This is a genomic window from Pseudodesulfovibrio sp. 5S69, from assembly GCF_037094465.1.
Classification (GTDB): Bacteria; Desulfobacterota; Desulfovibrionia; order Desulfovibrionales; family Desulfovibrionaceae; genus Pseudodesulfovibrio; species Pseudodesulfovibrio methanolicus.
This window is the reverse complement of sequence record NZ_CP146609.1, coordinates 2,767,628-2,793,964: the sequence shown is the minus strand read 5'-3', so window position 1 is coordinate 2,793,964 and position 26,337 is coordinate 2,767,628. Positions and strand designations below refer to the sequence as shown.

The 26,337-nt window shown below is 62.0% G+C and carries 31 protein-coding genes; 11 read left to right on the top strand and 20 right to left on the bottom strand.

Translation table 11 applies throughout. The features are described from left to right. Nucleotides 1-10: 10 nt before the first annotated feature. The 5 genes from rnfG to V8V93_RS13295 form a co-directional block, all read right to left on the bottom strand. Nucleotides 11-589 (bottom strand): RnfABCDGE type electron transport complex subunit G, encoded by a 579-nt coding sequence (rnfG, locus tag V8V93_RS13315; RefSeq protein ID WP_338667079.1) that lies wholly within the window; start codon nt 587-589, stop codon nt 11-13. After that, nucleotides 590-1,570 carry an RnfABCDGE type electron transport complex subunit D gene (locus tag V8V93_RS13310; protein ID WP_338667078.1) on the bottom strand — a complete coding sequence of 327 codons (981 nt, stop codon included), beginning with the start codon at nt 1,568-1,570 and terminating at the stop codon, nt 590-592. It lies immediately after the preceding gene. Continuing rightward, nucleotides 1,564-2,769, bottom strand: coding sequence for an electron transporter RnfC (locus tag V8V93_RS13305; RefSeq protein ID WP_338667077.1), 1,206 nt, complete (start codon nt 2,767-2,769; stop codon nt 1,564-1,566). Before V8V93_RS13305 ends, V8V93_RS13310 begins: the two co-directional genes overlap by 7 nt. 14 nt (nt 2,770-2,783) lie before the next feature. Next, a complete protein-coding gene (locus tag V8V93_RS13300; RefSeq protein WP_338667076.1) occupies nt 2,784-3,524 on the bottom strand; it encodes a cytochrome c3 family protein in 741 nt (246 codons plus the stop codon). Nucleotides 3,525-3,651: 127 nt separating this feature from the next. Then, nucleotides 3,652-3,939, bottom strand: a complete 288-nt coding sequence (locus V8V93_RS13295; RefSeq protein WP_338667075.1) for a potassium:proton antiporter — start codon at nt 3,937-3,939, stop codon at nt 3,652-3,654. Between the two features lie 65 nt (nt 3,940-4,004). Here V8V93_RS13295 and V8V93_RS13290 point away from each other — a divergent pair, with 65 nt between their 5' ends. After that, complete coding sequence (locus tag V8V93_RS13290) at nt 4,005-4,634, top strand: PilZ domain-containing protein (RefSeq protein WP_338667074.1); 630 nt, start codon at nt 4,005-4,007, stop codon at nt 4,632-4,634. Nucleotides 4,635-4,644: 10 nt separating this feature from the next. Here the strand turns inward: V8V93_RS13290 and V8V93_RS13285 are convergent, their stop codons facing one another. From V8V93_RS13285 to V8V93_RS13270, 4 genes are all read right to left on the bottom strand, one after another. Then, on the bottom strand, nt 4,645-5,553 hold the full coding sequence (locus V8V93_RS13285; protein WP_338667073.1) for an NAD(P)/FAD-dependent oxidoreductase: 909 nt from the start codon (nt 5,551-5,553) through the stop codon (nt 4,645-4,647). Nucleotides 5,554-5,627: 74 nt separating this feature from the next. Then, complete coding sequence (locus tag V8V93_RS13280) at nt 5,628-6,410, bottom strand: sterol desaturase family protein (RefSeq protein ID WP_338667072.1); 783 nt, start codon at nt 6,408-6,410, stop codon at nt 5,628-5,630. A gap of 19 nt (nt 6,411-6,429) precedes the next feature. Then, nucleotides 6,430-7,218, bottom strand: a complete 789-nt coding sequence (locus V8V93_RS13275) for an HD domain-containing protein (RefSeq protein ID WP_338667071.1) — start codon at nt 7,216-7,218, stop codon at nt 6,430-6,432. A gap of 2 nt (nt 7,219-7,220) precedes the next feature. Continuing rightward, entirely contained in the window at nt 7,221-7,550 is a 330-nt protein-coding gene (locus tag V8V93_RS13270; protein ID WP_338667070.1) for an SHOCT domain-containing protein, read from the bottom strand. 187 nt (nt 7,551-7,737) lie between these two features. On the opposite strand from V8V93_RS13270, the gene V8V93_RS13265 reads away from it, so the two are divergent. The 10 genes from V8V93_RS13265 (at nt 7,738) to lpxC (ending at nt 16,581) form a co-directional block, all read left to right on the top strand. Continuing rightward, the gene (locus tag V8V93_RS13265; RefSeq protein WP_338667069.1) at nt 7,738-8,136 is read left to right on the top strand and encodes a response regulator; all 399 of its coding nucleotides are present in this window, start codon (nt 7,738-7,740) and stop codon (nt 8,134-8,136) included. 35 nt (nt 8,137-8,171) lie between these two features. Further along, on the top strand, nt 8,172-8,981 hold the full coding sequence (locus tag V8V93_RS13260) for a Tim44-like domain-containing protein (protein WP_338667068.1): 810 nt from the start codon (nt 8,172-8,174) through the stop codon (nt 8,979-8,981). A 44-nt stretch (nt 8,982-9,025) separates the two neighbouring features. Next, complete coding sequence (locus V8V93_RS13255; protein ID WP_338667067.1) at nt 9,026-9,751, top strand: class I SAM-dependent methyltransferase; 726 nt, start codon at nt 9,026-9,028, stop codon at nt 9,749-9,751. Beyond that, entirely contained in the window at nt 9,748-11,475 is a 1,728-nt protein-coding gene (locus tag V8V93_RS13250) for a YcaO-like family protein (RefSeq protein WP_338667066.1), read from the top strand. The genes V8V93_RS13255 and V8V93_RS13250 overlap by 4 nt, the downstream gene beginning before the upstream one ends. Before the next feature lie 212 nt (nt 11,476-11,687). After that, entirely contained in the window at nt 11,688-12,005 is a 318-nt protein-coding gene (locus V8V93_RS13245) for a TusE/DsrC/DsvC family sulfur relay protein (protein ID WP_014321317.1), read from the top strand. A 180-nt stretch (nt 12,006-12,185) separates the two neighbouring features. After that, entirely contained in the window at nt 12,186-12,413 is a 228-nt protein-coding gene (gene rpmE, locus V8V93_RS13240; protein WP_338667065.1) for a 50S ribosomal protein L31, read from the top strand. A 198-nt stretch (nt 12,414-12,611) separates the two neighbouring features. Further along, nucleotides 12,612-13,538 carry a DUF1385 domain-containing protein gene (locus tag V8V93_RS13235; RefSeq protein ID WP_338667064.1) on the top strand — a complete coding sequence of 309 codons (927 nt, stop codon included), beginning with the start codon at nt 12,612-12,614 and terminating at the stop codon, nt 13,536-13,538. 2 nt (nt 13,539-13,540) lie between these two features. After that, nucleotides 13,541-14,608: a peptide chain release factor 1 gene (prfA, locus tag V8V93_RS13230; protein ID WP_338667063.1), complete on the top strand. Its 1,068-nt coding sequence runs from the start codon at nt 13,541-13,543 to the stop codon at nt 14,606-14,608. Nucleotides 14,609-14,630: 22 nt separating this feature from the next. Beyond that, complete coding sequence (gene prmC, locus V8V93_RS13225; protein ID WP_338667062.1) at nt 14,631-15,482, top strand: peptide chain release factor N(5)-glutamine methyltransferase; 852 nt, start codon at nt 14,631-14,633, stop codon at nt 15,480-15,482. A 181-nt stretch (nt 15,483-15,663) separates the two neighbouring features. Further along, the gene (gene lpxC / locus V8V93_RS13220; protein ID WP_338667061.1) at nt 15,664-16,581 is read left to right on the top strand and encodes a UDP-3-O-acyl-N-acetylglucosamine deacetylase; all 918 of its coding nucleotides are present in this window, start codon (nt 15,664-15,666) and stop codon (nt 16,579-16,581) included. Nucleotides 16,582-16,903: 322 nt separating this feature from the next. On the opposite strand, the gene V8V93_RS13215 is transcribed toward lpxC, so the two are convergent. From V8V93_RS13215 to fliR, 11 genes are all read right to left on the bottom strand, one after another. Continuing rightward, entirely contained in the window at nt 16,904-17,731 is an 828-nt protein-coding gene (locus V8V93_RS13215) for a hypothetical protein (RefSeq protein ID WP_338667060.1), read from the bottom strand. 10 nt (nt 17,732-17,741) lie between these two features. Continuing rightward, complete coding sequence (locus tag V8V93_RS13210) at nt 17,742-18,149, bottom strand: hypothetical protein (RefSeq protein WP_338667059.1); 408 nt, start codon at nt 18,147-18,149, stop codon at nt 17,742-17,744. Nucleotides 18,150-18,172: 23 nt separating this feature from the next. After that, entirely contained in the window at nt 18,173-18,499 is a 327-nt protein-coding gene (locus V8V93_RS13205; protein ID WP_338667058.1) for a hypothetical protein, read from the bottom strand. A 3-nt stretch (nt 18,500-18,502) separates the two neighbouring features. Then, a complete protein-coding gene (locus tag V8V93_RS13200) occupies nt 18,503-19,207 on the bottom strand; it encodes a flagellar basal body-associated FliL family protein (RefSeq protein ID WP_338667057.1) in 705 nt (234 codons plus the stop codon). Between the two features lie 27 nt (nt 19,208-19,234). Next, a complete protein-coding gene (locus V8V93_RS13195; protein ID WP_319585035.1) occupies nt 19,235-19,615 on the bottom strand; it encodes a chemotaxis response regulator CheY in 381 nt (126 codons plus the stop codon). 23 nt (nt 19,616-19,638) lie between these two features. After that, the gene (locus V8V93_RS13190) at nt 19,639-20,424 is read right to left on the bottom strand and encodes a FliA/WhiG family RNA polymerase sigma factor (protein WP_338667056.1); all 786 of its coding nucleotides are present in this window, start codon (nt 20,422-20,424) and stop codon (nt 19,639-19,641) included. After that, nucleotides 20,366-21,193, bottom strand: coding sequence for a MinD/ParA family protein (locus V8V93_RS13185; RefSeq protein WP_338667055.1), 828 nt, complete (start codon nt 21,191-21,193; stop codon nt 20,366-20,368). The genes V8V93_RS13190 and V8V93_RS13185 overlap by 59 nt, the downstream gene beginning before the upstream one ends. A 17-nt stretch (nt 21,194-21,210) precedes the next feature. Then, nucleotides 21,211-22,290, bottom strand: coding sequence for a flagellar biosynthesis protein FlhF (locus V8V93_RS13180; protein ID WP_338667054.1), 1,080 nt, complete (start codon nt 22,288-22,290; stop codon nt 21,211-21,213). 9 nt (nt 22,291-22,299) lie between these two features. After that, nucleotides 22,300-24,399 (bottom strand): flagellar biosynthesis protein FlhA, encoded by a 2,100-nt coding sequence (gene flhA / locus V8V93_RS13175; protein WP_338667053.1) that lies wholly within the window; start codon nt 24,397-24,399, stop codon nt 22,300-22,302. Nucleotides 24,400-24,460: 61 nt separating this feature from the next. After that, nucleotides 24,461-25,531: a flagellar biosynthesis protein FlhB gene (gene flhB, locus V8V93_RS13170; protein WP_338667052.1), complete on the bottom strand. Its 1,071-nt coding sequence runs from the start codon at nt 25,529-25,531 to the stop codon at nt 24,461-24,463. Nucleotides 25,532-25,539: 8 nt separating this feature from the next. Beyond that, entirely contained in the window at nt 25,540-26,328 is a 789-nt protein-coding gene (fliR, locus tag V8V93_RS13165) for a flagellar biosynthetic protein FliR (RefSeq protein ID WP_338667051.1), read from the bottom strand. Nucleotides 26,329-26,337: the final 9 nt, after the last annotated feature.

The following is a 26,337-nucleotide window of genomic DNA, read 5'->3' as shown; positions in this document are numbered from 1 at the left end:
CTACCTTGGCTTACGAGGTCCACGTGGCGTGGATCTTGTCCTTGATCTGTTGGAAAATCTTGATCGCCTGGTTGACCGCGGCCACGCTGCCCGTGGACGAGATGGTCGCCCCGGCGATGGCCGCGATGTCGCCGCCGTTCTTGGTCAGGGCCACGGACTTGGTGGTGTGGCCCCGGAACTGGTCGCGGTACTCGGGCTCCACCAGGCGCATGCCCAGGCCGGGCGTTTCCTTGAGCGTGGTCGTGCCGATGCCCGCCAGCTTGGTGCCGTCGGTGTTGAAGCCGACCATGATGCCCACCGGGCCGCCGAATCCCTTGCCGAAGGTCTCGAAGGCCACGCCTATGAGTTTGCCGTCCTTCATGGCCGGGAACACGGTCACCGGACCGTCCGGCAGGTCGAAGGTCTTGCGGTCCTTGACCGGGTTGTTGTCGTAGCCGGTGAAGATCTGGGCCAGGGCAGGGCCCTGCACGTAAGTCATGACCTGGTCTTCGATGCGTTTGGACGTGGCCTGGCGCACCGTGGCCAGGGTCAGGCCGGACAGGCCGCAGAAGAGCGACAGGACCACGACCATCTTGATCATTCCCTTCATTTACGCGCCCTCCGTGCCGCTTTGGAAGGAGTAGGGGCCACCGAACGGTTTGGGCCGGATGCGGTCGAGCAGCGGGGTGAACAGGTTGGCCAGCAGGATGGCGAAAGGCACGCCGTCCGGATACATGCCGTACACCCGGATGATGACGACCATGGCCCCGGCCATGAGCCCGAAGAGAATGGCGGGCAGCCGTCCGATGGGACTGGAGGACGGGTCCGTGGCCAGAAAGAAGGCTCCGAAGATCGCGCCGCCCGCCAGCAGGTGGAACAGGGGCGGGGCGTAGACCGTGGGGTCCATGAGCCGGTAGACCCAGGCGGCCAGCAGCAGGCCCGCGATGAATCCGGCCGGGACCTCCCATTTGATGTGGCCGCGCAGGAGCAGGTAGGCGGCGCCCACCAGCAGCGCGGCCACGTGCACGGCACCCAGTCCGCCGAGCTGATTGCCCAGGAGCAGGTCGGGGTAGTGGATGGAGCCGATGGCGTCCAGCCCGAAATACTTGAGCTGCTGCAGGGGCGCGGCCAGGTGGGAGGAGAGCATGGTCGCGTTGGTATCCATGTAGCTCCCCCAGGAGATGCGGCACGCGGCCCAGCCCACCAGGGCCGGACAGAGCGGGCTGCCGCCCAGGCCGCCGAAGATCATCTTTCCCAGGGCGATGGCGGCGAACGAACCGACGACCACCAGCCACCACGGGCTCGATGCCGGGAGCAGGAAGGCGAACAGCAGGCCGGTGACCAGCGCGCTGTAGTCGTCCACGGACTGCTCGCGGCGCATGATCCGGTTGAGCAGAAACTCTGCGGCCACGGCCACGGCGCAGGACAGGGCCATGACCCGGAGCGCCTCCACGCGGAAGACGACCACGGCCATGAGGGCGGCGGGCATGAGCGCGATCAGGGTGTCGACCATGTAGCGCCGGATGGACCGCCCGCAGTGCACGTGCGGCGGGACGGCCACGGTCAGGATGGGATTGAGCGGCTTCAGCATGGCGTGTCTCCGGTCTGCTCCTTGAGTTCATCGGCCGTGGGTCCGGCCGGTACGCGGGCTCCGGCCAGCAGGGCCAGTTCGTACTTGGCCAGGCGGATGTACTGCAGCAGCGGACGCCGGGCCGTGCACCAGTAGCCGCACAAACCGCACTCCATGCAGGAGTGGATGTGGTAGGCCTCGGCCCGCTTGAAATGCTTGAATTCGGCGCAGCGGCTGATCATGCCGGGCAGGATCCGGGCCGGGCAGTGGCGTTCGCAGTTTCCACAGCCGAGGCAGAAATTGTCGGTGGTCTCCAGGCTCGCCTCGCGGCGCATGAGGGTCAGCCCGTAGGTGTCCTTGTCCACGCCCTGTTCCAGGTTGACCGCGGCCATGCCGCGCAGGGGGCCGCCCAGCACCGCGCGGTCTCCGGGTTGGATCTGGGCACAGGCCTCGGCGGCCAGAAAGCCCACGGGCGTGCCCACGCGCACCAGCCGGTTCTGCCCGCCGATGGTCATGACCGTCTCGGTCAGGGGGCGGCCCGTCTCCATAACCCGGCCGATGGCGTACAAATCCTTGACCGACAGGAGCGTGGCGTTGTCCGGCCGCGCGCCGGGCAGGACCTCCTGCCTGAGGACCGTCTTGTAGACCAGCGGGTCCAGCCCGTTGGGATAGACCGGATTGACGTGGACCACGGTGCAGTTGGCAAAGGCGTTGGCCCGGTTGCCCTTGGCCGCCACCAGGAACATCTTGGCCGGTTCGATGACCTTCTGGATCGTTTCCAGACCCATCTCAAGGGTCTTGCGGTAGTCGCGCAGCAAGGGCTCGAACACGGAGATGCCCGGCTCGGGCGGGACCCCGTTGATGATCAGGGTGGGGGCCTGGTACAGGGCGCCCACGTCCACGCCCATGGTTTTGAGCCACTGCCTGAGCAGCCCGCCTCCCTCGGCGCAGGGAGTGTGGGGCTCGGCCTTGCCGCCGTTGTCCATCTCGATGAGCATGGAGTAGGGATCGAGTTCGAGGATGATCCCGGCCAGGGGGGCGTGCAGGTCGCCCTTGTCCGGTCCGTTGCCTACGGCCACTTTCGTGCCCGCCAGGACCTGGTCGCCCACGGCCAGGATCGGGGTCGTGCCGTCCAGGGAAAGGCGCAGCCTGTCCGGCCGGGAGGCCGTGGTCAGGGGCCCGGTTTCGCCGCACAGCAGGCTGAAGTTGAAATCGCTCATGGTTCTGGGGTCCCTTATTTCATATGGCATTGGTAGCAGGCGTCATCGCCGTACGGGCCGGAGCCGTTCTTCTCGTGGCATCCCTGGCACTGTGCATGGAAGGCGGCCATGGTGGTCGGAATCAACTGGTCCGTGGGCGAGGCATGGCAATCGGCGCAGGGTTGGTAGTCCGCTTCGGACGCCGGTTCGGTCTTGCGCTCGTGGCAGCGGGTGCAGCCGATGGCCCCTTCCTTGAACATATCGTCGTGGCAGTCCGCGCACCGGGCGTGGGCTGCATCGCGCAGGCTCGGGCGGGAGTCGGCCCCGTTCGTGTGGCAGTTGGAGCAGGCCTGCGGTTCCGGCTCGATGTCCGTGTCGTGGTGGCAGGTCTGACAATCCCCTGAGGCGTAGTCGTCGGCGTGTTCGTCGTGGGCGAATTTGCCGATGGTCGCCCCGGCGTGGTGGCAGGAGCCGCACTGTTTCTCATCCATGGTGTCTTGGTGCGATATGGCGAAATCCTTGCCGAATTTGGCCGCGTGGCAGGAGGAGCAGGCGGGCGGATTCGGGTCGCTGCCCGAGGTGTGGTGGCAGTCGGCGCAGCGGCCCTCCATATCGTCGATATGCTGGGCGTGGTCCAGGATGACCTTGCCACCCTTGTTCGCCAGGAGCACCCGGACCGGCGGTCCTTCGGAGCCGGCGGGAGCCAGATAGCCGCCCAGGGCGACGAGAAAAAGGATGCCGGTCACGATGGCGATGGGGAGATACCGTTTCTGCAATGGGTCGACCTCACGATTTGGAGCGGAATACAAACTTGTAGCTGAAACCGTGGGGTTTAGTCCATACCCTAAAGGGGTTTTTGGGTTACGCTGGCTATTGTCCGGCGGATATGAGGGAATGCCGAATTTATTTCCGGCCAAGGAGCCCGAGGGCGAACATCAGACCGAACATGACCACCCCGGCCCACCACAGGAAAAGGGACAGTTCCGTGGTGAAGAGCATGTAGGCGGCCTTGGCGGCGATATCCAGGGAGAGGTGCCGGGCCAGGGTGAGCAGGTCGAGGCCGAACAGTTTGCCGAAGACGTCCATGAGGGTTATGGAAGGCCAGGCCCCGGTGACGGCCCAGGCCGCTCCCTGCCAGGCCAGGGTCAGCAGGCATCCGCCCCAGGCGAGAATTCCGAGCGTTTTGAGCATAGAGTGCGTATATATAATTGCACCCCGAAGCGCCATGGTTTATTGAAACAATACGGGAGGGTGGCATGGACATCGCCATGGGCGACTACATCATTCTGGAGGTCTCCACATTCGAAGACCGTTTTCTCGGGCTGGTGGCCGGGCTTGAGCCCGACGGACGCCTGATGGTCTTTGCCGATGTCCCCGATGCGGTCATGCGGCGCCTGGCGACCGACACCTTTGCCCTGGTCCGCTACGCCTTCGACGGCAAGCTGCTCGGCTTCAACTCCCGCGTGCTGAACACCCTGGAATCGCCCGGCACCATCCTCGAACTGGCCGCCCCGGAACAGATCTTCGACGCCGAGGAACGCAGCGAGCCGCGTTGTTCCTGCTCGTTTCCTGCCTTCGTGGTCAACGGGAAGTCAGCGGCCAGGGGTGTGCTGGAGGACATGTCCGCCAGTTGCACCCGCGTCCGTTTCATGGACGGCGGGGAGGGCGGATTCCCTTCGGAGACGGGCGGGCGCGTGCACCTGACCTTCCACCCCTTCGACATGGACGGGGACGGGATTTCCGTGGGTTGCACCGTGCTCAAGGTTTTCATGAAGAACCACGCGCACTACGCTGTGCTGCGTTTCAACAACGACGAACCGGATGCCCGCAAGCGGATATCCGGTTTCATCGAGACCCAGGTCTGCTGCCGCATCCCCAGGTTATAGCCGTTCGGGCCTATTCGTCGAGTTCAAGCTTCTTCGCGTAGGTCGCGGCTTCGATGCCCGCCACGCAGCCCTCGCCCACGGCCTTGGCCATCTGTAGGGGCGGGCCGCAGATGTCGCCCGCGGCGAACACGCCGGGCACGTTGGTGCACTGCTTCTTGTCCGCCTCGATGTACTTCATGTTCTCGTCCAGCCGTACGCCGAGCATGGCGGTCAGTTCCAGCACGCCCTTGGCACCCAACTCGATGAACACGCCGCTGACGTCCTGGGTGGAGCCGTCGTCCAGGAGCACGGAGGCGACCGCGTTTTCTCCCTGGATTTCCTTGATGGTCCGGCCTTCGTGAACCTTCACACCGGTCTCGTCGAGTTGCCTGCGCAGCCCTTCGTTCACATCCAGCTCTTCGCAGTAGAGGTGCACTTCGCTGGCGAAGTGGGTCAGGGCGACGGCCCCGCCCGCGGCGGCGCTGCGGCAACCGGCCACGGCCACCACCTCGTCGCGGTAGAAACCCGCGTCGCAGTCAACGCAGTAGCTTACGCCCTTGCCGAGCAGCTCCTTTTCGCCGGGCACGCCCAGCTTGTTGCGGCTGGACCCGGTGGCCAGGATGATGGTTTTGGCCCGGACCGTGTCGCCGGATTCGAGCTTGAGCGAGAAGAGTTTGCCGTCCGGTTCGATGGCCAGGACGTCCTCGTCGCGGAATTCCGACCCGAAGCTTTCGGCCTGGTCGCGGCCCCGCTTCAGGATTTCCTCGCCGGATATCTTGATCTGGCAGCAGTAGTTTTCCACGTGTGCCCAGTACAGGCTGGAGTTGTCGATGCGCCCGAGCATCAGGGTTCTCGCCTTTTTTCGCGAGGCGTGGATGGCGGCCTGGAGCCCGCCGGGGCCGGAGCCGAGGATGACGACGTCGTAGAGTGTATCGGACATGGGGTTCTCCTGTGTTCGGATGACAGTGCGTTATCGAAAACAATAAGCACTCGCAGGAGGATGTAAAGCTGTCTCTAGAGGAACGGAATGGCCAGCATGCGGGTCAGCCTGCCGAACTCGCGGCCCCGGAAGATGTTCAGTCCGATGTGCATGCCCTCGTGGCCCAGGTCGGGCTGGGGTTTGTAGGTCCTGAACAGTCGGTCCCACCAGGGAAAGTTGAAGCCGAAATTCATGTTCGCCTCGCGCATGTCCGTGGAGTGGTGCACCCGGTGCTGGTCCGGGGTGACCAGGAAGAGCCGCAGGACGCGGTCGACGTTTACGGGGATGCGCACGTTGGCATGGTTGAACATGGCGCAGCCGTTGAGCAGGATCTCGAACAGGATGACGGCCCCGGCGGGCGGCCCCAGGACCAGGACCACGGCCAGCTTGATGAGCATGGACAGGATGATCTCGATGGGGTGGAAGCGGATGCCGGTGGAGGCGTCGATATCCAGGTCGGCGTGGTGCATGCGGTGGACTCGCCAAAGCAGCCGCCGACGGTGGAAGAGGACGTGCTGCCAGTAGATGACCATGTCCAGGACAAGCACCGAGATGATCCAGGCCGCGACCGGCGGCGGAGGGACGAGGTGGAGCAGGCCGATCCCGTGCGCCTGGCCATAGGCGGCCACGACGGCGGGCAGGAGCGGAATGAGCAGCCGGGTCAGGATGGAGGCGAGAAAGGCCACGGACAGGTTGGCGAACCAGCGGCGGCCCTTGCCGGTGGACAGAGCGCGCCGGGGCCAGAGAGTCTCCGCCGCTCCCATGACCGCGAGGATGGCCAGGAACGAACCGAGTCGGAGCAGGGTTTCCGTGGTCACAGCGCCTCCTTGGCTCCTGTTATCCTTGAAGCCGGGTCGCTTCCTTGGCCTCCAGGTGCCGGAGGACCTTTTCCTCGAGTCGCTTTATCTCGTCCGTCCCGGGCAGCAGTTCGAAGGTCCGGGCCACCAGGCCGCGCTCCCGCAGCAGCCGGGCCGAGGTCCCGTAGTTCAGGGAGAAGAGCCAGCCCGTGAGGAGCAGCAGGAAGTCCTTGTCGTATTTGAGCAGGCCGTAGTCGCAGGAACCGTCGGACATGATCGCTTCGAAGACCGCCGGGGTATAGCGTGTGGGGTGCTTTTCGAGCTGGAGGATGACCTCCTTGTCCGGCGAGTCGGGGTGGGACAGGTGGTCGAGGATCACGGCGAAGATGTCGATTTTGTCCGCGTCGCGGGTGACCTTGACCATGGCGGCCACGGGGGCCTTTATGCGGGGATTGACGTTCTTGGCGTTGTGCAGCCCCACGGCGGCCTTGATCAGCCGCCACTCAGCCTCGGTGAATCCACCGGGCAGGTCGAGCCCGCGCAGCGCCAGCACGCCCATGCGCCCATGGTTGACGGAATCCACGTCCTTGAAGGTTCCCCAGCGCGCGAACTGCGGAAACCGCCCGATGTCGTGGTACAGGCAGGCCATGGCCGCCAGTTCCCCGTCGCGACCGGTGATGCCTTCGTTCCCGATGATCTCAAGTCCGTTGTCCAGGACCCGCATGGAGTGATCGAGCTTCAGGCGGATATGGTAATCGTTTTTCGCCTCGCCGGTGAGATGGCGCTCGGCGAACTCTCGCAGCAGTTTCTTGTGGGCGGACAGGCACATGGTTAATCCTTGAGCCTCTTCATTCCGACCCGGTATTCCGTTTCGGAGATGTCGCCCTTTTCGAGGCGCTCCTTGAGCTCGGCCCGTTCCCGCTCGGTCTCCCGGCGGGCTTCCTCTTCGAGTTCCTTGTCCCGCAGGGGGCCGCCGGGGCCGAAGAGCAGCCGGAGGAAGAGCAGGATTACGCCCATGATCAGGGTGACGAAGAGCAGCCGGGCCACGGCGGGCAGGATGTGCTCCCCGTACCCGGAGTTGAACGGCCAGGCGCGCCACTGGGGGCTGTCCAGGAAGTCGAAAAAACCGCCGAGGAAGGCGGGGATATGTGAAAAGTCCATGCAGTTGTTCCTCCGGATCGGCGTGGTTCGCCGTGGCCCTGTTCCTACGTGGCAATCGGCTCCAGGGCAAGCCCCGGAGGGGGGGAGCGAAGAGCCTGTGAAGGCGTTATATATTGCGTCCTTCATCCCCACGACCCGTTGAATTCCTTCTTCGAGTGGTGTATTTCGCTTCTAAGAAGGAGAATCAATGCGTATCCTTATAGTAGAAGACGAATTCACCAGCCGCAAGTTGCTGACCGCGCTCCTGTCCGATTTCGGCGAGTGCGACACCGCCTCGGACGGGGTGGAGTGCGTGGACGCCTTCCGCAAGGCCGTTGACGAGGGTCGTCCCTACGACTTGGTCTGCATGGACATCATGATGCCCAACAAGGACGGCCATCAGGCACTGAAGGACATCCGCGCCATGGAACAGGAGGCGGGCGTGTCCGCCGCCAATGAGGCCAAAGTGATCATGATCACCGCCCTGAACGACCCCAAGACCGTGGTCCGGGCCTATTACAAAGGCGGAGCGGCGGCCTACCTGCCCAAACCCATCGAGGTGGAGAGCCTGTACGCCATCCTGCGCAATCTCGCCCTCATCGATTGATTGCCTGTCCGCCCAGTTTGTTTTACGAAGCACCCATGCACAACGACAACAACGTGAACGCGCCCGGTTCGGCCGGTCGCCCGGCCCTTTGGCTGGCAGCGCCCGCCCTGGTCCTGCTCATGGCCACTCCGGCACTGGCGCAGGCCGCCGCCCCGAGCCGTGGCGGTTCCATCTTGAACATCCTGCTGCTGGTGCTCGTCGCCTATTTCCTGGTCCGCATGTTCAGGCGGCGGTCGGGCGGCGGCGACGACAAGACCCGGCCCGGCCGGTGGTCCCGGCCCGATTATCCTGCCAAACCCGGCGAGGAGGACCATCCCGATTCCGACCCCGCTTCCAATGGCACGGCCCGGCCCGAAGACCGGCCCGCCCGGCAGGCCCGGCCCATGGACCGGCACGAGGCCGCCCGGCAGACCTGGGACATGCTCCGTTCGGATACCGATGACAAGCCCGCGCCCACCACGCCCACGGGGGCGCCAGCGCGCGCGGAGGGGTTCGACGAGGCCGAGTTCCTGGAAGGGGCCAAGGTCTTTTTCTCCCGTTTCCAGCAGGCCCGTGACAAGGAAGACTTCGACGCTCTCCGCGACTTTCTGTCCGACGAGGTCTACAGCGACGCGGTGGCTGCCGGGGAGCGCCCGCGGACCGAGGTCATGCTGGTCTCGGCCCTGCTCACGGAGCTGAACTCGGCGGACAACCGGACCGTGGCCTCCGTCCACTACGATGCGCAGTTGCGCGTGGGCGAGGAGGGCCGTCCGGTCCAGCTCCGCACCGTCTGGGAGTTCGGCCGCGACGACACCGTGCCCGGCGGGCTGTGGGTTCTGGAAAAAATCAATTCGATAGACCAATAAAATCAGAAGCCTCGTCAAGAGGCTTTCCGTTTCCGGAGGGAAAAATGGCGGATACCGTTTTCAACCTGGACCAGCCTATTGGTGCGCTCATCGACATCGCCGTGAGGGAATTCGGCGAGGTCGGCTTCGAGACCGTGGCCATCGGCGACCGGAACCTGGAAGTGCTCCAGGTCCGGCAGATGCAGAAATACCTCGACAAGCTGGTGGACCGGACCAGGGGGGGCAAGAAGATATCCCTGCCCCTGTGGGCCAAGGTCTGGCCGTCCTGCCTGGTGCTCGGCTACACCCTGACCCGGTTCCCGTTCGCGCCCGGCTGCTCCATCCTCGAAGTGGGTGCGGGCTGCGCCGTGAACGGGATGGTCATGGCCTCGCTGGGGCACGACGTGACCGTGACCGACGTGGAGCCGTACGCCCTGCTGTTCAGCCGCATCAACATCCTCAAGAACGGCCTGGAGGACAAGGTGACCATCACCAGGGCCGATTTCACCAAGGACTCCCTGGGACGGCGCTTCGACTACATCATCGGCTGCGAGGTCCTCTACGAGGAGGCCGTGTACGAGCCGCTGGTGGACTTCCTCGACGCCCACCTGGCCGAGACCCCGTCCGCCGAGGTCCTCATGGCCATGGACAAGAAGCGGCAGGGCAGGAAGTTTTTCGACAAGGCCGACGGGATGTTCGCCATGATGAAGTCCGCCGCCAACTACAAGGACAACGAGACCGACGAGGAGAACGTCATCAACATGTTCCGCATGAAGAGGAAGGGCGCGTGATCGAACTCAAGAACTGTCCAAAATCCTTCACTACGGACCAGGACAAGGCGTGTACCCCGGTGGAGACCGTCCGCCGGGTCAAGGCCGCCCTGGCCGAGAAGTGCAAGGGCGTTCTGGCCCAAACCGACCGGGTGGACACCGGCAGGCTCGGCATCCCCGTATTCGTCAGCGAGTGCGGCCCCGAGGCCCGCGAGGTCATGCCCACGCGCAAGCAGATGGGCAAGGGCGCGTCCCCGGAACAGGCCGAGGCCTCGGCCCTGATGGAGCTGGTCGAGCGTTTTTCCTATTTCAGCTTCTGGGCCGCCCCGGGCAACTTTACGGAACTGACCTGGTCCGAGGCGCAGGAAAAGTGGCCCGGCCAGGTCATGGACATCGGCCAGGTGATCCGTTCCGTGGGCGAGGAGATCGCCCCGGACAAGGCGGTCCGGCTCATGGACCTCATCCGCTGGAAGTTCCACCCGGCGCTCAACGTGCGCACCGGGCAGACCGAGTATGTGCCCCTGGACTGGTTTAAGAAGCTCAACGAATTCAATGGGTCTTCCGCCGGTAATACCTTTGAGGAGTCCATCGCCCAGGGGGCGTGCGAGTTGGTGGAGCGGCATGTCTGCGCGGTCATCGACCGCACCCGCCAGACCACCCCGACCATCGACCCGGCCTCCTGCGGGGACCCGGTCCTGCGCCGTCTGCTCGACTGCTTCGAGCGCAATGGCGTGACCATCGTCCTCAAGGACTTCTCGCTGGGCTACCCCGTGCCGACGGTGGCGGCGGTGGCCTGGGACCGCAAGACCTTTCCGGGCTTGAGCGAGATCGTCTTCACCGCCGGAACCGCGGCCTCGCCGGTCAAGGCGGCCATCCGCGCCGTGACCGAGGTGGCTCAGCTCGCGGGCGACTTCGAGACCAGCCGGGTGTACGAGGCCTCGGGTCTGCCCAAGTTTACCGAACTCGACCAGATCGAGTGGCTGAAGCAGGGCGAAGTGGTTTCCCTCGACTCCCTGCCTTCGGTGGAGGACGGGGATATATATAATGAATTAATGGCCCTGGCCGAAGGGTTGTCCGAAAAGGGCGACACCCTGTATGCGGTGGACACCCGGCACCCGGAGCTGATGGTCACGGCCAATTACAACTTCGTGCCCGGCTTCGACTTCCGGGAGCGCACCCCGCATCGGTCCATCGGCCTGTTCACGGGGCGCATCCTGGCCGAAGATGCGGACTTCGACGAGGCCCTGGAGGGGCTGGACGTGCTTGAGGAGATCTATCCCGGCGCGTATTTTCTGCCGTTCTTCCGGGGGCTGCTGGCCCTGCGCATGGGCGATCCGCTCTATGCCGCGGCCCGTTTCGAGGAGTCCGTGGACCTGCAGCCCGCCGACGCCGAACGCGGTCTGGCGGTCTTCTACCAGGCCTACGCCCTGTCGCAGATCGAGGAGTGGGAGGACGCGCTGGAACTGCTCGACAGGGCCGTGGAGCTCGACGGCGAGTGTCGGGAGTTCTTCAACCTGCGCGGCGTGGCCCATTTCAAAGCGGAACGGTATGCAGAGGCGGCCGAGAACTTCCAGGCGTCCCTGGATATCGACAGCGGCTCCCCCCACGACCTGGCCAACCTCGGCCTGTGCCACAAGTTCATGGGCAACCGCCAGGAGGCCGAGGATTATCTCCAGGCCGCCCTCGACATGGACACGACCTTGGATTATGCGCGGGAACACTTGCGTGAACTTGTGGAATCCTAGTTCGTTATAGGCCTTTTTCGGGAATCCTTTTTGTCGTATTGAAATGTGCCGAGTACTTGACAAGGTTGGGGAGGCGACGTAATGTCCCTCCACGGTTTTACACCGAGTCATTACATTTGCAGCTAAGCAGCGGATCGCTGTTTATTTGGATAAGGTCGCTCCGGGAGTCGCCCGGAGCTACAGCAAGACAAACATCCACTTAGGAGGATACAATGGCTGTTGTTGAATTCCAGGGCTCTTCTTTCGAAGTTGACGAAGACGGCTTCCTGCAGAAATTTGAGGATTGGACCCCTGTTTGGGTCGAATACGTGAAGGAATCCGAGGGCATCAAGGAGATCTCCGAGGACCATCAGAAAGTCATCGACTTCCTGCAGGACTACTACAAGAAGAACGGTATCGCTCCCATGGTGCGCATCCTCTCCAAGGTCACCGGCTTCAAGCTGAAGCAGATTTACGAACTGTTCCCGTCCGGACCTGGTAAAGGCGCCTGTAAGATGGCCGGCCTGCCCAAGCCCACCGGCTGCGTCTAGTTCGCGACCGAACTCGACTGACAAAGGCGGGAGCTTCGGTTCCCGCCTTTTTTGCGCCCGGACAGCCTCGGCCTGGGGTGGAGCGGGTCCCCGGAGAATCCTGGAAGATTTTCCTTGCCAATCGGTGGGGCAGTGCGTATAAGACCGAGTTCCACGCAAAAAGAATGACAGGAGATAGTCATGAAAAACGATATTCATCCCAAGACTTACAAGGCCAAGATTCGCTGCCACTGCGGTTACGAGGCCGAGCTGCTGACCACCAAGGGTGAGGAGTTCGAAGTGGAAATCTGCTCCAACTGCCATCCCTTCTACACCGGTAAGCAGCGCTTCGTGGACACCGCCGGCCGCATCGACCGCTTCCGCAAGAAGTACGGCGATCTGAGCAGCCTGGCCGCCAAGTCCAAGTAGCTCTTTTTTTCGGCGCAAGCCGAGACCATATGCCTTCGGTGGGGTCGTGTGCCCTTCGGAGGCATATTGTTTTATCCGGCGCTTTACAATCGGCGGGGAATCCATGATTCTCCAGCCATGCGGGACACGGCGCGTGCCACCCCTGGAGCGTTTCCTTTACCGGAGGGTATCTGTTTGAAACTGCAAGGACTCTTGACGATGGCCGCACCCCAGGCGGTGGGTGGCCAGGCGGTGATCGAAGGCGTGATGATGCGCGCCAAGGACAAGCTCGCCATCGCTATCCGCAAGGCGGACGGCGAGATCGTCACCGATGTTCGGCCGTGGTTCACCCTGGTCAAACATCCCTTGCTCAAGAAACCCTTCCTGCGCGGCTTCCCGGTGCTCATGGAGACCATGGTCAACGGCATCAAGGCGTTGAATTATTCCGCCATGCAGGCCGCCGAGGACGGCGAGGACGACGGCGGCGAGTTGACCACTTGGCACCTGATCCTGACCATGGTCCTGGCGCTCGGCGCGGCGCTCGGCCTGTTCGTGGTCCTGCCGCATTTCCTGTCCGTGGGCATGGAGCTGCTCGGTCTGGGCGGCGACGTGGATTCACTGAGCTTCCACGCCTGGGACGGCCTGATCAAGATGGTCGTCTTTGTGGGCTATATCCTGGCCATCTCCTACATTCCGGATATTCGCCGGGTCTTCCAGTACCACGGGGCCGAACACAAGGTCATCTGGACCTGGGAGGAGGGCAAGGAGCTCTCTCCCGCTTCAAGCCGTTTCTACAGCCGCCTGCACCCGCGTTGCGGCACCGCCTTTCTGCTGTTCGTCCTGGCGGTGTCCATTATGCTTTACGCCGTGCTGGTGCCCTGGCTGCTGACGTTCTATTCGCCGGAACATTTCATGGTCAAACATCTGTACATCGTCGGTATGAAACTTTTTCTCATGATCCCGGTTAGTTGCATTGCTTACGAGATGATCAAGTTCGCCGGTAAATACAGCAAGAACGGCCTGTGCAAGCTGATGTGCTGGCCGGGGCTGATGATGCAGATGCTGACCACCAAGGAACCAGACGACAGCCAACTTGAGGTGGCCATCGCCGCCCTGCGGTGCGCTGTCAACGCCGAGGAGTGCTGATCATGTTTGGCAAGCTTGAAGAGATTGAGGAAAAATACGTTGAGTTGGAGCAGGAGCTTGCCCAGCCCGATATTTTCAATGACCAGGAACGGTATAAGAAGGTCTCCAAGGCCCACTCCGATCTGGGCGAGGTGGTCGAGGTTTTCCGCAAGTACAAGGTCCTCTCGCAGGAGCTCGACGACAACCGCGAGATGATGAACGACTCCGACCCGGACATCCGCGAAATGGCCAAGGCCGAGATCGACGAGATCGAGGAGCAGCTTCCCGAACTGGAGGACGAGCTCAAGGTCCTGCTGCTGCCCAAGGATCCCATGGACGAGAAGAACATCATCCTGGAAATCCGCGCGGGCACCGGCGGCGACGAGGCCGCCCTGTTCGCGGCCGACCTCTACCGCATGTACACCCGCTACGCCGAGATCAACCACTGGAAGGTCGAGGAGATGAGCGCCAACCACACCGGTTCCGGCGGCTACAAGGAAGTCATCGCCTCCATCTCCGGCGACAAGGTCTACAGCAAGCTCAAGTACGAATCCGGCACCCACCGGGTGCAGCGCGTACCGGCCACCGAGTCCCAGGGCCGCATCCACACCTCCGCCGTGACCGTGGCCATCATGGCCGAGGCCGAAGAGGTGGACGTGGACCTCCGCCCCGAAGACCTGCGCGTGGACGTGTTCCGGTCCTCCGGTCCCGGCGGCCAGTCGGTCAATACCACGGACTCGGCCATCCGCGTGACCCACATCCCTTCCGGCCTGGTGGTCATCTGCCAGGACGAGAAGTCGCAGCACAAGAACAAGGCCAAGGCCTTGAAGGTCCTGCGCTCCCGCCTGCTGCAGATGGAGCAGGACAAGGCCAAGGCCGAGGAAGAGGCCGCCCGGCGCAGCCAGGTGGGCACCGGCGACCGGTCCGAGCGCATCCGTACCTACAACTATCCTCAGGGCCGCGTGTCCGATCACCGCATCAACCTGACCCTGCACAAACTCCCTCAGATCATGGAGGGAGAGTTGCAGGAACTGACCGAAGCCCTGATCAACCATTTCCAGTCCGAAGCGCTCAAGCGGCAGGGCGACTAGCCGTTCCCGCCGAGGAGCCCCGGTGTCCCGCAATATCCAGGACGTGCTCAAGGAGTGCGAGTCCCGCCTTTCCGGCGTGGACTCGCCCCGTCTGAGCGCCGAGCTCCTGGCCGCCCATGCCCTCGACTGCTCGCGCCTGACCCTGAACCTCGAAAGGGGCAGGGTCCTCACGGACGACGAATACGCCGCCGTGAACGCGCTCGTCACCCGCCGCGAGGCGGGCGAACCCGTGGCCTACATCCTGGGCTCCAGGGAATTCTACGGGCTCGACTTTGCGGTCTCACCCGCCGTGCTTATCCCCCGCCCCGAGACCGAACACATTGTGGAGGCGGTGGAGCAAACTTTTTCCAGGGACCAATCCTTCTGTTTTGCCGATCTCGGCACCGGTTCCGGCATCCTTGCCGTGACCATCGCCGTGCTTTTTCCCAATGCACAGGGCGTGGCCGTGGACGTCAGCCCTGCGGCCCTGGCCGTGGCAAAGGCCAACGCGCGCGCCCACAACGTGGCGGATCGCTTGGAGTTTCACCAGGCCGATTTTACCCGTGAGACCGTGAAAGGCGCGTTTGACCTGGTGGTCTCCAATCCGCCCTACGTGAGCGAGTCCGAGTTTGCGGCGGCCAGCCCGGAAGTTACCGCGTTTGAGCCGATCGGCGCCCTGGTCAGCGGCCCCGACGGCCTGGATCACATCCGGGCCATGCTCCCCGGCGTGGCGACCATGCTCAAGCCGGGAGGGCGGTTTTTCATGGAGATAGGTTACGATCAGGCAAAAATGATAATAGATATTATTATTGATAAATATCCACGATTCGAAGGGGTTGGGGTCAAAAAAGACCTCTCCGGGCGGGACCGCGTGGTGTCGGCGAGAAAAAAATAATCGTAGAAATGCAACAACTCCGGCCCATCCTTGTTGTAAAAAAACAAAGAGTTGCTGGAATGCAACATAGGTTCAGATAGTCACAACCTAAGAATTTTCAATTATAACAGTTATTTATATGTTCTACGATCTGTGGCATTGTTCTTGCTATTTAGTTGCTGGTTAATCAAGCGGAGGGATAATGTCTCAGACAACCATACATAGATCAGTACGTTGCACCGGTATCGGACTCCACAGCGGCAAGCAGGTGGATCTGGTTCTTCGGCCCGCAGCGGAGGACACCGGCATCCTGTTTTCGCTACGCGACGGAACCGGGTCCACTTTCCTGACTCCTGCCCCGTCCCTGGTCGTGGAGACCAGCTTGGCCACGGTGCTGGGAGACGGCCGCGAGACCGTGGCCACCGTCGAACACCTGCTTGCCACCATCAACGGCATGGGCATCGACAACATCCACATCGAAGTTACGGGCAAGGAAGTGCCCATCATGGACGGCAGCGCCGGTTCCTTCGTCTACCTGCTCAAACAGGCGGGCATGCGCACCCTGAACAAGCCCCGCAAGGTCCTGAACTTCAAGAAAGCCATGGACTTCGAGCAGGACGGAAAATACATCAAGGTCCGTCCGTACGACGGCCTGCGCGTGGACTACACCATTGAGTTCGCCCACCCGCTCATCGGCCGCCAGCACATGGACATGGAAATCACTCCCGATAATTTCGCGCAGCATCTTGCCAAGGCCCGCACCTTCGGTTTCCTGAAGGAAGTCGACTACCTGCACGCCAACGGCATGGGTCTGGGCGGATCGTTGGACAACGCGATCATCCTGGACGAATATAATATCCTCAACGCCGAAGGGCTGCGCTTCGAGGACGAGTTCGTGCGTCACAAGATGCTCGACTTTGTCGGTGACATCGCAACCTTCGGCGCGCGGCTCCAGGGCCACTTCGAGATTTTTGCCTCGGGTCACGCCCTGAACAACGCCTTCCTCCGCCACCTGGACGAGAACCGGGACCTCTATCTCGAAGAGAAGGTCCAGGGCGCTCCCGCCGTCAAGGAATCCCCTGCGCGCGAGCAGCTCCAGCCCGCCACTGCCGTGGCTTAGGTTTCAGTACCCCGTAAGGCCACAAAAAAGCCCGCCGTCAGGCGGGCTTTTTTGTGGCCTTGTGCATTGCCTCCGGCGGCCGGGACGCTGCCCCGGACCCCGCTTAAGAACCTCTTGAAAGAGGTTCTTAAGAATCTCCAGAACTTTTTGTTTTCGCTTCGCGGAGACGTGCGGCTGCGATGATCTGTGTTTCCTTGTTACCACATTGTCTCATCCGGCCAAGCGTTACATAAGAGGCAGGGCCTTGCCTTACCCTCCGTCCGCGAGAATGCGCATACAAAAAGTTTAGGAAGGAAGAGGGGATGGGGGGCCGGGGGCCTCTCTACCTCTTGAATAAAAGTTCGGCGAGGATGCCGCTGTGGCTGGTGCGGGGGAGTTTGGCGATGCCGAGGTGCTGGATGTGGAAGGGCGTACCGGGGTGGGTGCGGGTAGCGAGGTAGCGGGAAAGGGCCTGGGCGTGCTCGGGGTGTTGGAGCTGCACGCGGCAGGACAGGGTGTCGGTCTTGCACAGGAACTGGACGCGGGTGAGGCCCGTGCGTGTGTGGTCGAATTCGATGAGCGTTTCGGTGAGCCGGGAATCGTCGAGTGCATGCCGGACGATGGTGGCCTGCCGTCTGCCTGTGGGGGCGAGCCAGGGCTGGTAGACGAGTGCTCCCTTGTCGGCTTCCTGTAAGGAGCGAGACAGTGGGAGGGCGCAGTTGGCGGCGTCCTGGTAGGCTGCGTGGATCGGCGGGTTGGCGGCCAGCAGGGCGAGAAAATCGGGCAGGGGCAAGGGGCGTCCGAAAACTCCGGCCTGTGTGAGCGCGGGGCGGAACCGGTTCTCGAAGAGGGTTCGGGCCGAGTCGAAGTCGCTGATCCGGCCGAGGGCGCCGGCGGCGTTGCCGTGTGTGCCGCCGGTCAGTTCCTTGAGGACGATGCGCGGCACGAGCTGTTGAACGAGGAAGAGCAGGCGGCTGCCCTCGGGGTGGGCGGTTTCGAGCTGCGCCAGGAGCCGTTCGCCGTCGATGTCCACCCAGGCCATGGCGTCCGGGAGGTTCTTGATCAGTACGCCCCGGACCTTCTGGCCCGGCCGGTGGCGTTTGCGGAATCGGTCGGAACGGCTGCCGCCTCCGCTGTAGGCGCCGCCCGTGCCTGAACCGGAGATGCGCACCGCGGGCCTCCTATGACTGGTCGATGATCAGTTCGACTTCCTCCAGCCCGAGGCCGGTGGACTTGGCGAGCTGCATCGGGGTCTTGCCGGAGCGGTGTCCCTGGATGATGATTTCACGCATGAAATGCGGGGACTTGGCATATTCGTTGGCGAGCTTGACCAACTTCCTGAGCTCGGCGGCCTTGTTTTCCAGTTGGGTGTTCAGGGCGACCAGCTCCTGTTGGCGTTGCTCGAAGGTGGCCACCAATTCGTTTTCTAGCTGCGTGTTGAATTGCAGACGCTTGATGAACTCCTCCTGCTTGGCGTGCAGGCCGGAGAGCAGGGTCTCGGATTTGCGCAGACGCAGGAAGAAGAGAATCACGACGCCGAGTAGGACGACCTCGCTGATGGTGAAGAGCATGATGAGCAGATTGGACATGATTGGGCTTGCCCCTTCGGGGGTCAGATCTTGACGTTGACGATGTTGCCGGACCAGGGAGAACCGTCCGAAGCTCCGGTATCGGGATCATCCTCGTCCCGATCGCGTTTTTTATGTTCCGGAGCGGCTTCCTGCCGCTGGTGGTTGTGCCCGTCGCGGTCCACAGGATCGGTGGCGGTCTTCTTCTGGACCTGCTGGACTTTGCCCTCGCGTTGGCGGAGCTGTTCCTGGATCAGCGGGCCGAAGAGCATCTGGTTGATTTCGGGCGTGGCCTTTTCCGCATGCGCGATCTTCTGCACGAAGGGCAGCTGGGAAATGAGTATGGGCAGGTCCAACGGCGTGGTGCTCATGGATCACCTCACAAGATATTGTTCGAACATCAATGTATCGAACTGGCCGAACCCCATGTATTGGTTGATGATGACCAGCAGTTCCTTTTTCAGCTTCTCGCTGTTCTCCTTATCGGACAAAAACTGCAAATCCTTATTCTTGAGATAATAGTACAGGGCGTTGCGCACGGCAAACGTCTCCTGTTTGAATTGCCGGGCCAGGCCCTCGTCCTCCGTGGACAGGAGGATGCTGACCTCAAGGAAGCGGATCTTGCCCGTTTCGTCCCGCTGCTCGATGAGGAACGGGTCGAGCTTGACGATGATCTGGGGCGTCTCCGGGACTTCGGGGGGCGGTTCCGGGGTATTTGTCTCCTCGGCTGGCGGCGGAGGCGGCGGGGGTGGTGCTTCGGGTTCGCGCAACAGGAGGATGACGATGATGACCAGCAGGACCAGGATGACGCCCAGGCCCATGAGCACGAACTTGTTCTTGAGCAGGGCGGCCAGTCCCGGCTTGGGCTTGGAGTCGTCCTCGGTCAGGAACGGGGTGTTGACCTCGACTTCCTCGATATCCTCGTTTTCGTCCTCGTCTTCGAGGAACGGGGCGTCGTCGAGGTCGAGGTCGACCTTCTGGGTGGCCCGGCTCGCGGCGGCATCGTCCAACTCCGCTTTCCGCTGTTCGGCGGGAGCGTCGGTTACATCTTCGGCATCATCCGGGACGAGCAGGACCATGGCATACGCTTAACCGGCAACGGTGGTTTAGGCGAAGATTTTGTCGATCTTCTGGCCCAGTGTTTCGGGGGTGAACGGCTTGACGATGTAGTTGGACACCTTGGCCTGCACGGCCTCGATGATGTTCTCCTGCTGGGCCTCGGCGGTGACCATCAGGAAGGGGATGTCCGCGTACTCCTCGCTGGCGCGCACCTTGCGGAGCAGTTCAATGCCGGACATGGTGGGCATGTTCCAGTCGGAGACGATGAAGTCGATGTTGTCCTTGTTGAGCACTTCCCACGCGGTGGAGCCGTCGTCGGCTTCGACGATGTTGTTGAAACCCAGCTGGCGCAGGATGTTCTTGATGATTTTACGCATGGTGGAGAAATCGTCTACAACCAGGACGCGCATGTTGGTATCGTAACCCATCGAAAGTCTCCTTTACATGAGTGCTACTCGTTTTCGTAACGAGCTCTGAACGTTTTTCTTAATTTATTCAATGCTTGGGAGTGAAGTTGCGAGACACGTCCCTCGGTTATGTCCATAACCTCGGCCGTCTCCTTCATGTTCAGCTCCTCTCCGTAATAAAGAGATATGACCAATTTTTCTCTTGGCGTCAATTCTTCAATGAGATTGGCTACTTTGTCAACAATCTCCTGAAAGGCGGCCGACTGGAAAGGCTCGTTGTCGGTCATCTTTTTTTGGCCGATGAGATTCTCCTGAAAGGTGTCGAGGCTGAGACAGACCTGGTTGTTCAGGGCCTCAAGTCCCTGCTGGACCTCCCTGTCCGACATGCCGGTGTGTTCGCAGAGCTGTTCCGTGGTGGCCGGGGAGCCGGTCTCGTGCTCGATCCGGCGCATGGAGTCCTCGAGAACCTTGACCTTCTGCCTGAGCCCCCGGGAGAACCAGTCCATGCGTCGCAGCTCGTCGAGCATGGCCCCCTTGATGCGGTTCTCCGAGTACGTGTCGAACTTGATCCCCAACTCCGGGTTGAACTTCCCGAGGGCGTCCAGAAGGCCAAGACTGCCCGCGCTGATGAGCTCGTTGAGCTCAACGCTCTGGGGCAGCTTCGCCTTGAGCCGCAGTGCCAGAATCCGGATTTTGGGCGCGTAGTAGCGGACGATGTTTTCCCGGTCCCTCGGCGAAAAATCGTCCCAGCGCTTGACGCCCTGCTCCAGCTCAAGCCACGGATCGTTCCTGGAAGAGGAGTTTCTTCCAGAAGAATTTAATATTGCCATCGGTGTTGGGAGTTACCTGCCAGTTTTTGACCTTCTGGGCCGTCTGCCGGACAGCCACGCTGGCCGGGGTCTTGGGAAATTTGTGACAGAACGGGGTCTGCGCGATGACCGCGTTGCGCACGTTCTGGTCATAGGGCACGAAGCCGACCAGGTCGAGCGATATGCCGTCGAGAAAGTGGTCGCAGGCGTTCAGGAGTTTGAGATAGACCTCGCGGGCCATGTTCACGTCCTTGACCATGTTTACCAGGACGCGGAATTTCTCCACCCCGTGGTGCAGCTTGAGGACCTTGATCAGCGCGTAGGCGTCGGTCAGGGAAGTCGGTTCCGGGGTGATGATCAGCAGCCGCTCCTGCACGGCCAGGTTGAAATAGAGCACGTTGTCGTTGATGCCCGCGCCCGTGTCCACGATGAGATAGTCAACGTTGTCCTCCAGGGAGTCCATGGCGTCCAGGAGGTCGAGCTTCTGCCCTTTGTCCAGGTTGACCATGTCGCTCACGCCCGACGATGCCGGGAGGATGCGGAATCCGTACGGGGTATCGAACAGAATGCGGTCCAGGGTCATATCTTCGTGGAACAGATGGAAGAGATTGTGCTGGGGCGCGAGCCCGAGGATGACGTCCACGTTGGCCAAGCCCAGGTCCGCGTCCAGAAGGACCACCTTCTTGCCCGCGGCGCTCAGGGAATAGGCCAGGTTGACCGACATGTTGGTCTTGCCGACGCCTCCCTTTCCGGAGGTGACGGAGAGGACCAGGGGAAGATTCGCACTCATAGCGTGTGTCGCGCTCCTTAGGGTTGCGTGTTGCCGTCGGGCAGCCTGCGCATGAACATCAGCCGCCAGATCATCTCTTCCGAGGCCGGGCTGATGCTGTTTTTCAGGCCGGGACCGTACGAAAGGGCGGACACCGGCAGTCCGCCGGCGAAGGCCGTGTTCAATATTGCCCCGAATGTACAGGCTTCATCGAGTTTCGTCCAGATAACGCTGGCTAGTTGTTCACTTTTGTATTTGTCCATGAACCGTTCGAACTGCCCCTTGCTGTAATAGGGGTTCATGACCAGGTGGATGGACAGGTCCGGGCAGTCGGACAAGCCGTAGAGCAATGACCACTCCTCGAGGGTGGTTCGGCCGGACAATCCGGGCAGGTCGATGAGAATCATGTCGAACTGCCGGGCGTCGTCCCGGAGCAGGGCGAAATCCTCTTTGGTGATGATTTCGCGGAAGGCCAGGCCGCTCAGTTCGGCGTAGTGCTTGAGGACCAGGCGGCCCTTGCCCCGGCCGCCGTCGGCCGTTGCCAGGCACAGCCGCATGCCGGGCTGTTCCTTCTTCATGCGCAGGGCCAGGCGCACCAGGCTCGAAGTCTTACCGGCGCCGCCGGGCCCGGCAAAGGCGTGAAAGGTGTTGGTCCAGGTGCCGGCCTTGAACGGGGTGGCTTTGAGCAACGGGTCCAGGGCGGTCATGACCGGGCAGTCCTCGGTCTCGCGCATGGTGCAGTACACGTGGGTCAGGACGCGTTCGTCCACATCCTCTCGCTCCAGATATTCCAAGGCCACGCGCTGCTTGGGAGTGAGCCGTGCAGGGTCCATCTGCGGCTTCATCAGGGCCATGATCTGCCCCTTGATCTGGCTCCATTCGCGCTGCCAGCCCACCGAATCCTGTAGGGCTGCGTCGACCACGCCATCCTTGGTGTCGCGGCGGGAGCGGGCCGGCCCGGCCGGTTGAGTCTCCACCGCGGCCACGATTTCGCAGCATTTGCAGCCGTTTTCCGTGACGGTCTTGTTGGACAGGATCACGGCCTCGTCGCCGAGTTCGGATTTGACTTTGGCGAATGCGGCCGTGGAGGTCGCGGCCCGGTAAGTCTTCATTCTCATAATCTGGTCCTAGAGTTCGACGGTTGCGGCCGACTGAATTTTGACATCCGCCGGAATCTCGGCCTGGGAGATGACCGGCAGGGTCGGGATGAACCGGGTCAGGAGTTGGGCCAACTGCGACCGAAGCTGCGGGGTGACCAGCAGGATGGGCTGGCCGTCGGCTACCATGGCGTCCTCGGTAGAGCGGTTGATGGCTTGGATGATCTGTTGGGCCACACCCGGTTCCAGGGCCAGGTAGCCGCCTTGTTCGGCCGGTCGCATGGCACTGTTCAGGATCTCGTCGATCTGCGGGTTCAGGGTGATGATGGGCAGCACCCCGTTGTCCCCGAGATACGGCTTGACGATGGTCCGGCCCATGCGGGCCCGGACGTATTCCGTAAGCTGGTTCGGATCCTGGGTGGCCGTGCCGTAGTCGGCCAGGGTCTCCACGATGGTCAGCAGGTCGCGGATGGACACGTTCTCCTGGACCAGCCCCTGGAGAACTTTCTGCACGCCGCCGAGGCTGAGCACGGCGGGCACCAGGGACTCCACGGCTTTGGGCGCGCGCTTGGACAGGTTGTCGAGCAGTTCCTGGGTCTCCTGGCGGCCGAGGAATTCGTGCAGGTTGCGCCGGAATACCTCGGTCAGGTGGGTGGCGATAACCGTGGACGGGTCGACCACGGTATAGCCCGCCAGCATGGCCTCCTCCTTCTGGGCCTCGGGAATCCACACGGCCGGGAGGTTGAAGGCGGGCTCCACGGTCTCCACGCCCTCGATGCGGTGCTTGGCGTCGCCGGGGTCCATGGCCAGGTAGTGGTCGATAAGCAACTCGGCGCTGGCCACAGGGTTGCCCTTGATGAGCACGCGGTATTCGCCCGGCTTGAGCTGGAGGTTGTCGCGCAGGTGCAGGGACGGGACGACCACGCCCATGTCCAGGGCGAACTGGCGGCGGATGGAACGGATGCGCGACAACAGGTTGCCGCTCTGTTCCTCGTCCACCAGGGGGATGAGCCCGTAGCCGACCTCCAGTTCCAGTTGGTCGAGCGGGAGCAGGGCCTGGACCTCCTCCGGGGTGTCCAGGGTGGAGGGCTGGTTATGTTCCTTCTCCTCCTGCTCTATGGTCAGGTTTTCCTGCTGCTTGGAAGAAATTTGGCCCACGGTGAAGACGATGACGGCCAGGGTCAGGAACGGAATGGTCGGCATGCCCGGAACAATCCCGAAGATGACCAGGATGCCGGAGACGAGCTTGAGCGCCCTGTGGTGGAAGGAGAGCTGACCGATGAATTCCTCGCCCATTTTGGCCTCGGCGGCCGCGCGGGAGACGATGATGCCCGCCGAGGTGGAGATGATCAGCGAGGGGATGGTGGCCACCAGGCCGTCGCCGATGGTCAGCAGGGTGTAGGTCTGGGCCGCGTCCATCCACGGCATGTTCTTTTGCAGCACACCGATGAGGAAGCCGCCGATGATGTTGATGGCCGTGATCATCAGGCCAGCCTTGACGTCTCCGGAGACGAATTTTCCCGCACCGTCCATGGCGCCGTAGAAGTCGGCCTCGCGGCGCAGGTTCTCTCGCTGTTTGGTGGCCTGCTCCTCATCGATGAGTCCGGCGTTCAAGTCCGCCTCGATGGCCATCTGCTTGCCGGGCATGGCGTCCAGGGTAAAGCGGGCGGCGACCTCGGCGATACGGGTGGTACCGGTGACGATGACGGTCTTGTTGAGGATGAACAGGATCATGAAGATGACGATGCCGATGACGTAATTGCCTCCGACGACGAACTCGCCGAAACTCTGGATGACCGAGCCCGCGGCCGAGGTGCCCTCGTCGCCGTGCAGCAGGATGGCGCGGGTGGTGGCCACGTTCAGGGCCAGGCGGAGCAGGGTGGTGACCAGCAGCAACGACGGGAAGATCGAGAATTCGAGCGGCGAGATCATGAACATGGATGTGACCAGGATGACCAGCCCGAGCGAGATGGAGACCGAGAGCATGAAGTCGATGAACGGAGTGGGCAGGGGAATGAGCATCACGAAGAGGATGACCACCACGCCGCCAGCGAGGAGGATGTCGCCCTGTTTAGCGAACTTGGTGTAGTCTACTTTCGGGATTGTGGTCTTGGCGGAAGGCTGGGCCATGTTTTTGACACCTCTCGGACGGTTGCTCTGTGGGTTCCGGAGAGGGGGTCAGGCTGTGCAACTACCTGCGGCGCTTGAATTTCTCTAGCTTTGCCAGAATAGCGGCCACGGCCTGAAACAGTTCCTCCGGGATGGTTTCTCCGATCTCCACCTGTTTATACAAAGCCTGTGCCAAGGGTTTGTTTTCTTCGATGGGGATGGAATTTTCCCGCGCAACTTCCTTGATTCGTTCGGCAACCTTGTTCACGCCTTTGGCCAGGACCAGGGGGGCGGGGGCCTTGAGCGGGTCGTACTGCAAGGCAATGGCGTAGTGGGTCGGGTTGGTGATGACCACGTCTGCCTTGGGGATGTCCTGGAACATGCGGGAGGCCATGACTTCCATCATTTTCTGCCGCTGTTGCTGCTTGACCTTGGGATCACCCTCGGCCTGTTTGCGCTCGTCCTTGATCTCGTCCTTGGTCATCTTGATCTGTTCTTCGTAGTTCCAGCGCTCGTAGAAGAGGTCGGCAATGGCGATGATGAACATGGGAACCAGCGCGTAGCAGACCATCTTGTAGCCCACGGTGAGGATGAAGGCGATGATGCCCTGGACGTTGGCGTGGAAAAGGGGAAGCAGATTGGGCAGTTCCTGCCTCAGGACGATGTACGGTGCGATGGCCACGGCCATGGCCTGGAGCAGGCTCTTGGCCAGCTTGAGCAGGGCATCCGGGCTGAGCATGAGCTTCTTGATGCCGCCCATGATGTTGAAGAGCTTGCTGAACTTCGGTTCCAGCGGTTTGGTGGTCCACAGGGGGCCGACCTGCAACCGCATGGAGATGAAGGCCACGAAGGCGATGACCAGCATGAACGGCACCACCAGCAGGGCCATCTTCTGGATTCCCCAGGTGAACAGCGCGTAGGCCATGGGCTTGTCCACCTGGAAGTTGATGGCCTCAAGGAAGGTCCAGCGGTAGATTTCGGTGAACTGGTCGTTGTAGAAGCCGATCATGAAGCGCAGGACCAGAACCCCGGAGAGCAGGCTCATGACCTTGGGGAGCTCCTGCCCCTTGGCGACGTTGCCCTCGTCGCGCTGTTTCTTGCGCCGTTTTTCGGTGGCTCTTTCTGTTTTACTCGGATCATCCTGGCCGATCATGGCATCTCCTACGGAATAACCGAAGTTCCGAACTTCATGACGTTTTCATACATGTTGTTCAGCCCGCCCAGGAAGTCGCCCACGTACAGGACCATGATGGAGAAGATGAAACTGAGGAAGAAGAAGCCCACGGTGATCTTGATGGGGAAACCGAGGATGAGCACGTGCATCTGGGGCGCGGCCCGGGAGATGAGTGCCAGAGAGAGGTCCACCAGGAACAGCGCGGCCATGACCGGGGCCGCGATCTTGATGGCCAGGGTGAACATCAGATTCGAGAAATGAAAGATGTCGTTGGCCAGCTCGGGCTGGAGCAGCAGGGTGCCCGGCGGGATGTATTGGAAGGTCATGCCCACGGCCTTGAGCAGGTAGAGGTGACCGTTGAGGACCAGGAAGGTCAACATGGTGCACATATACAGGAAATGGGCCGAGACCGCGTTGCTGGTGCCGGTGATCGGATCGACCACGTTGACCATGGCGAACCCCATCTGGAAACCGATGATCTGGCCGCCCAGTTGGACGGCGGCGAACAGAAAATTGACGAGCATGCCGAGGATCAGGCCGAGGAGCAGTTCGCCGATGAACATGATGACGATGTTCCATCCCGTGGGCATCATCGACGCAGGGAAGGAAAGCTGTGGCCAGAACGCCATGGACAAAACCAGCACCAAGGCGCCCTTGACTATCCTGGGGATGGTTTGTCCCCCGAAAAACGGCAGCAGGAAGAGCACGACACTGAGGCGGAACAGTGTCAGGAAATAGCTGAGCATGTCGCTCGGGGTGAAACCGAAAATCTCCATTATTCGCTC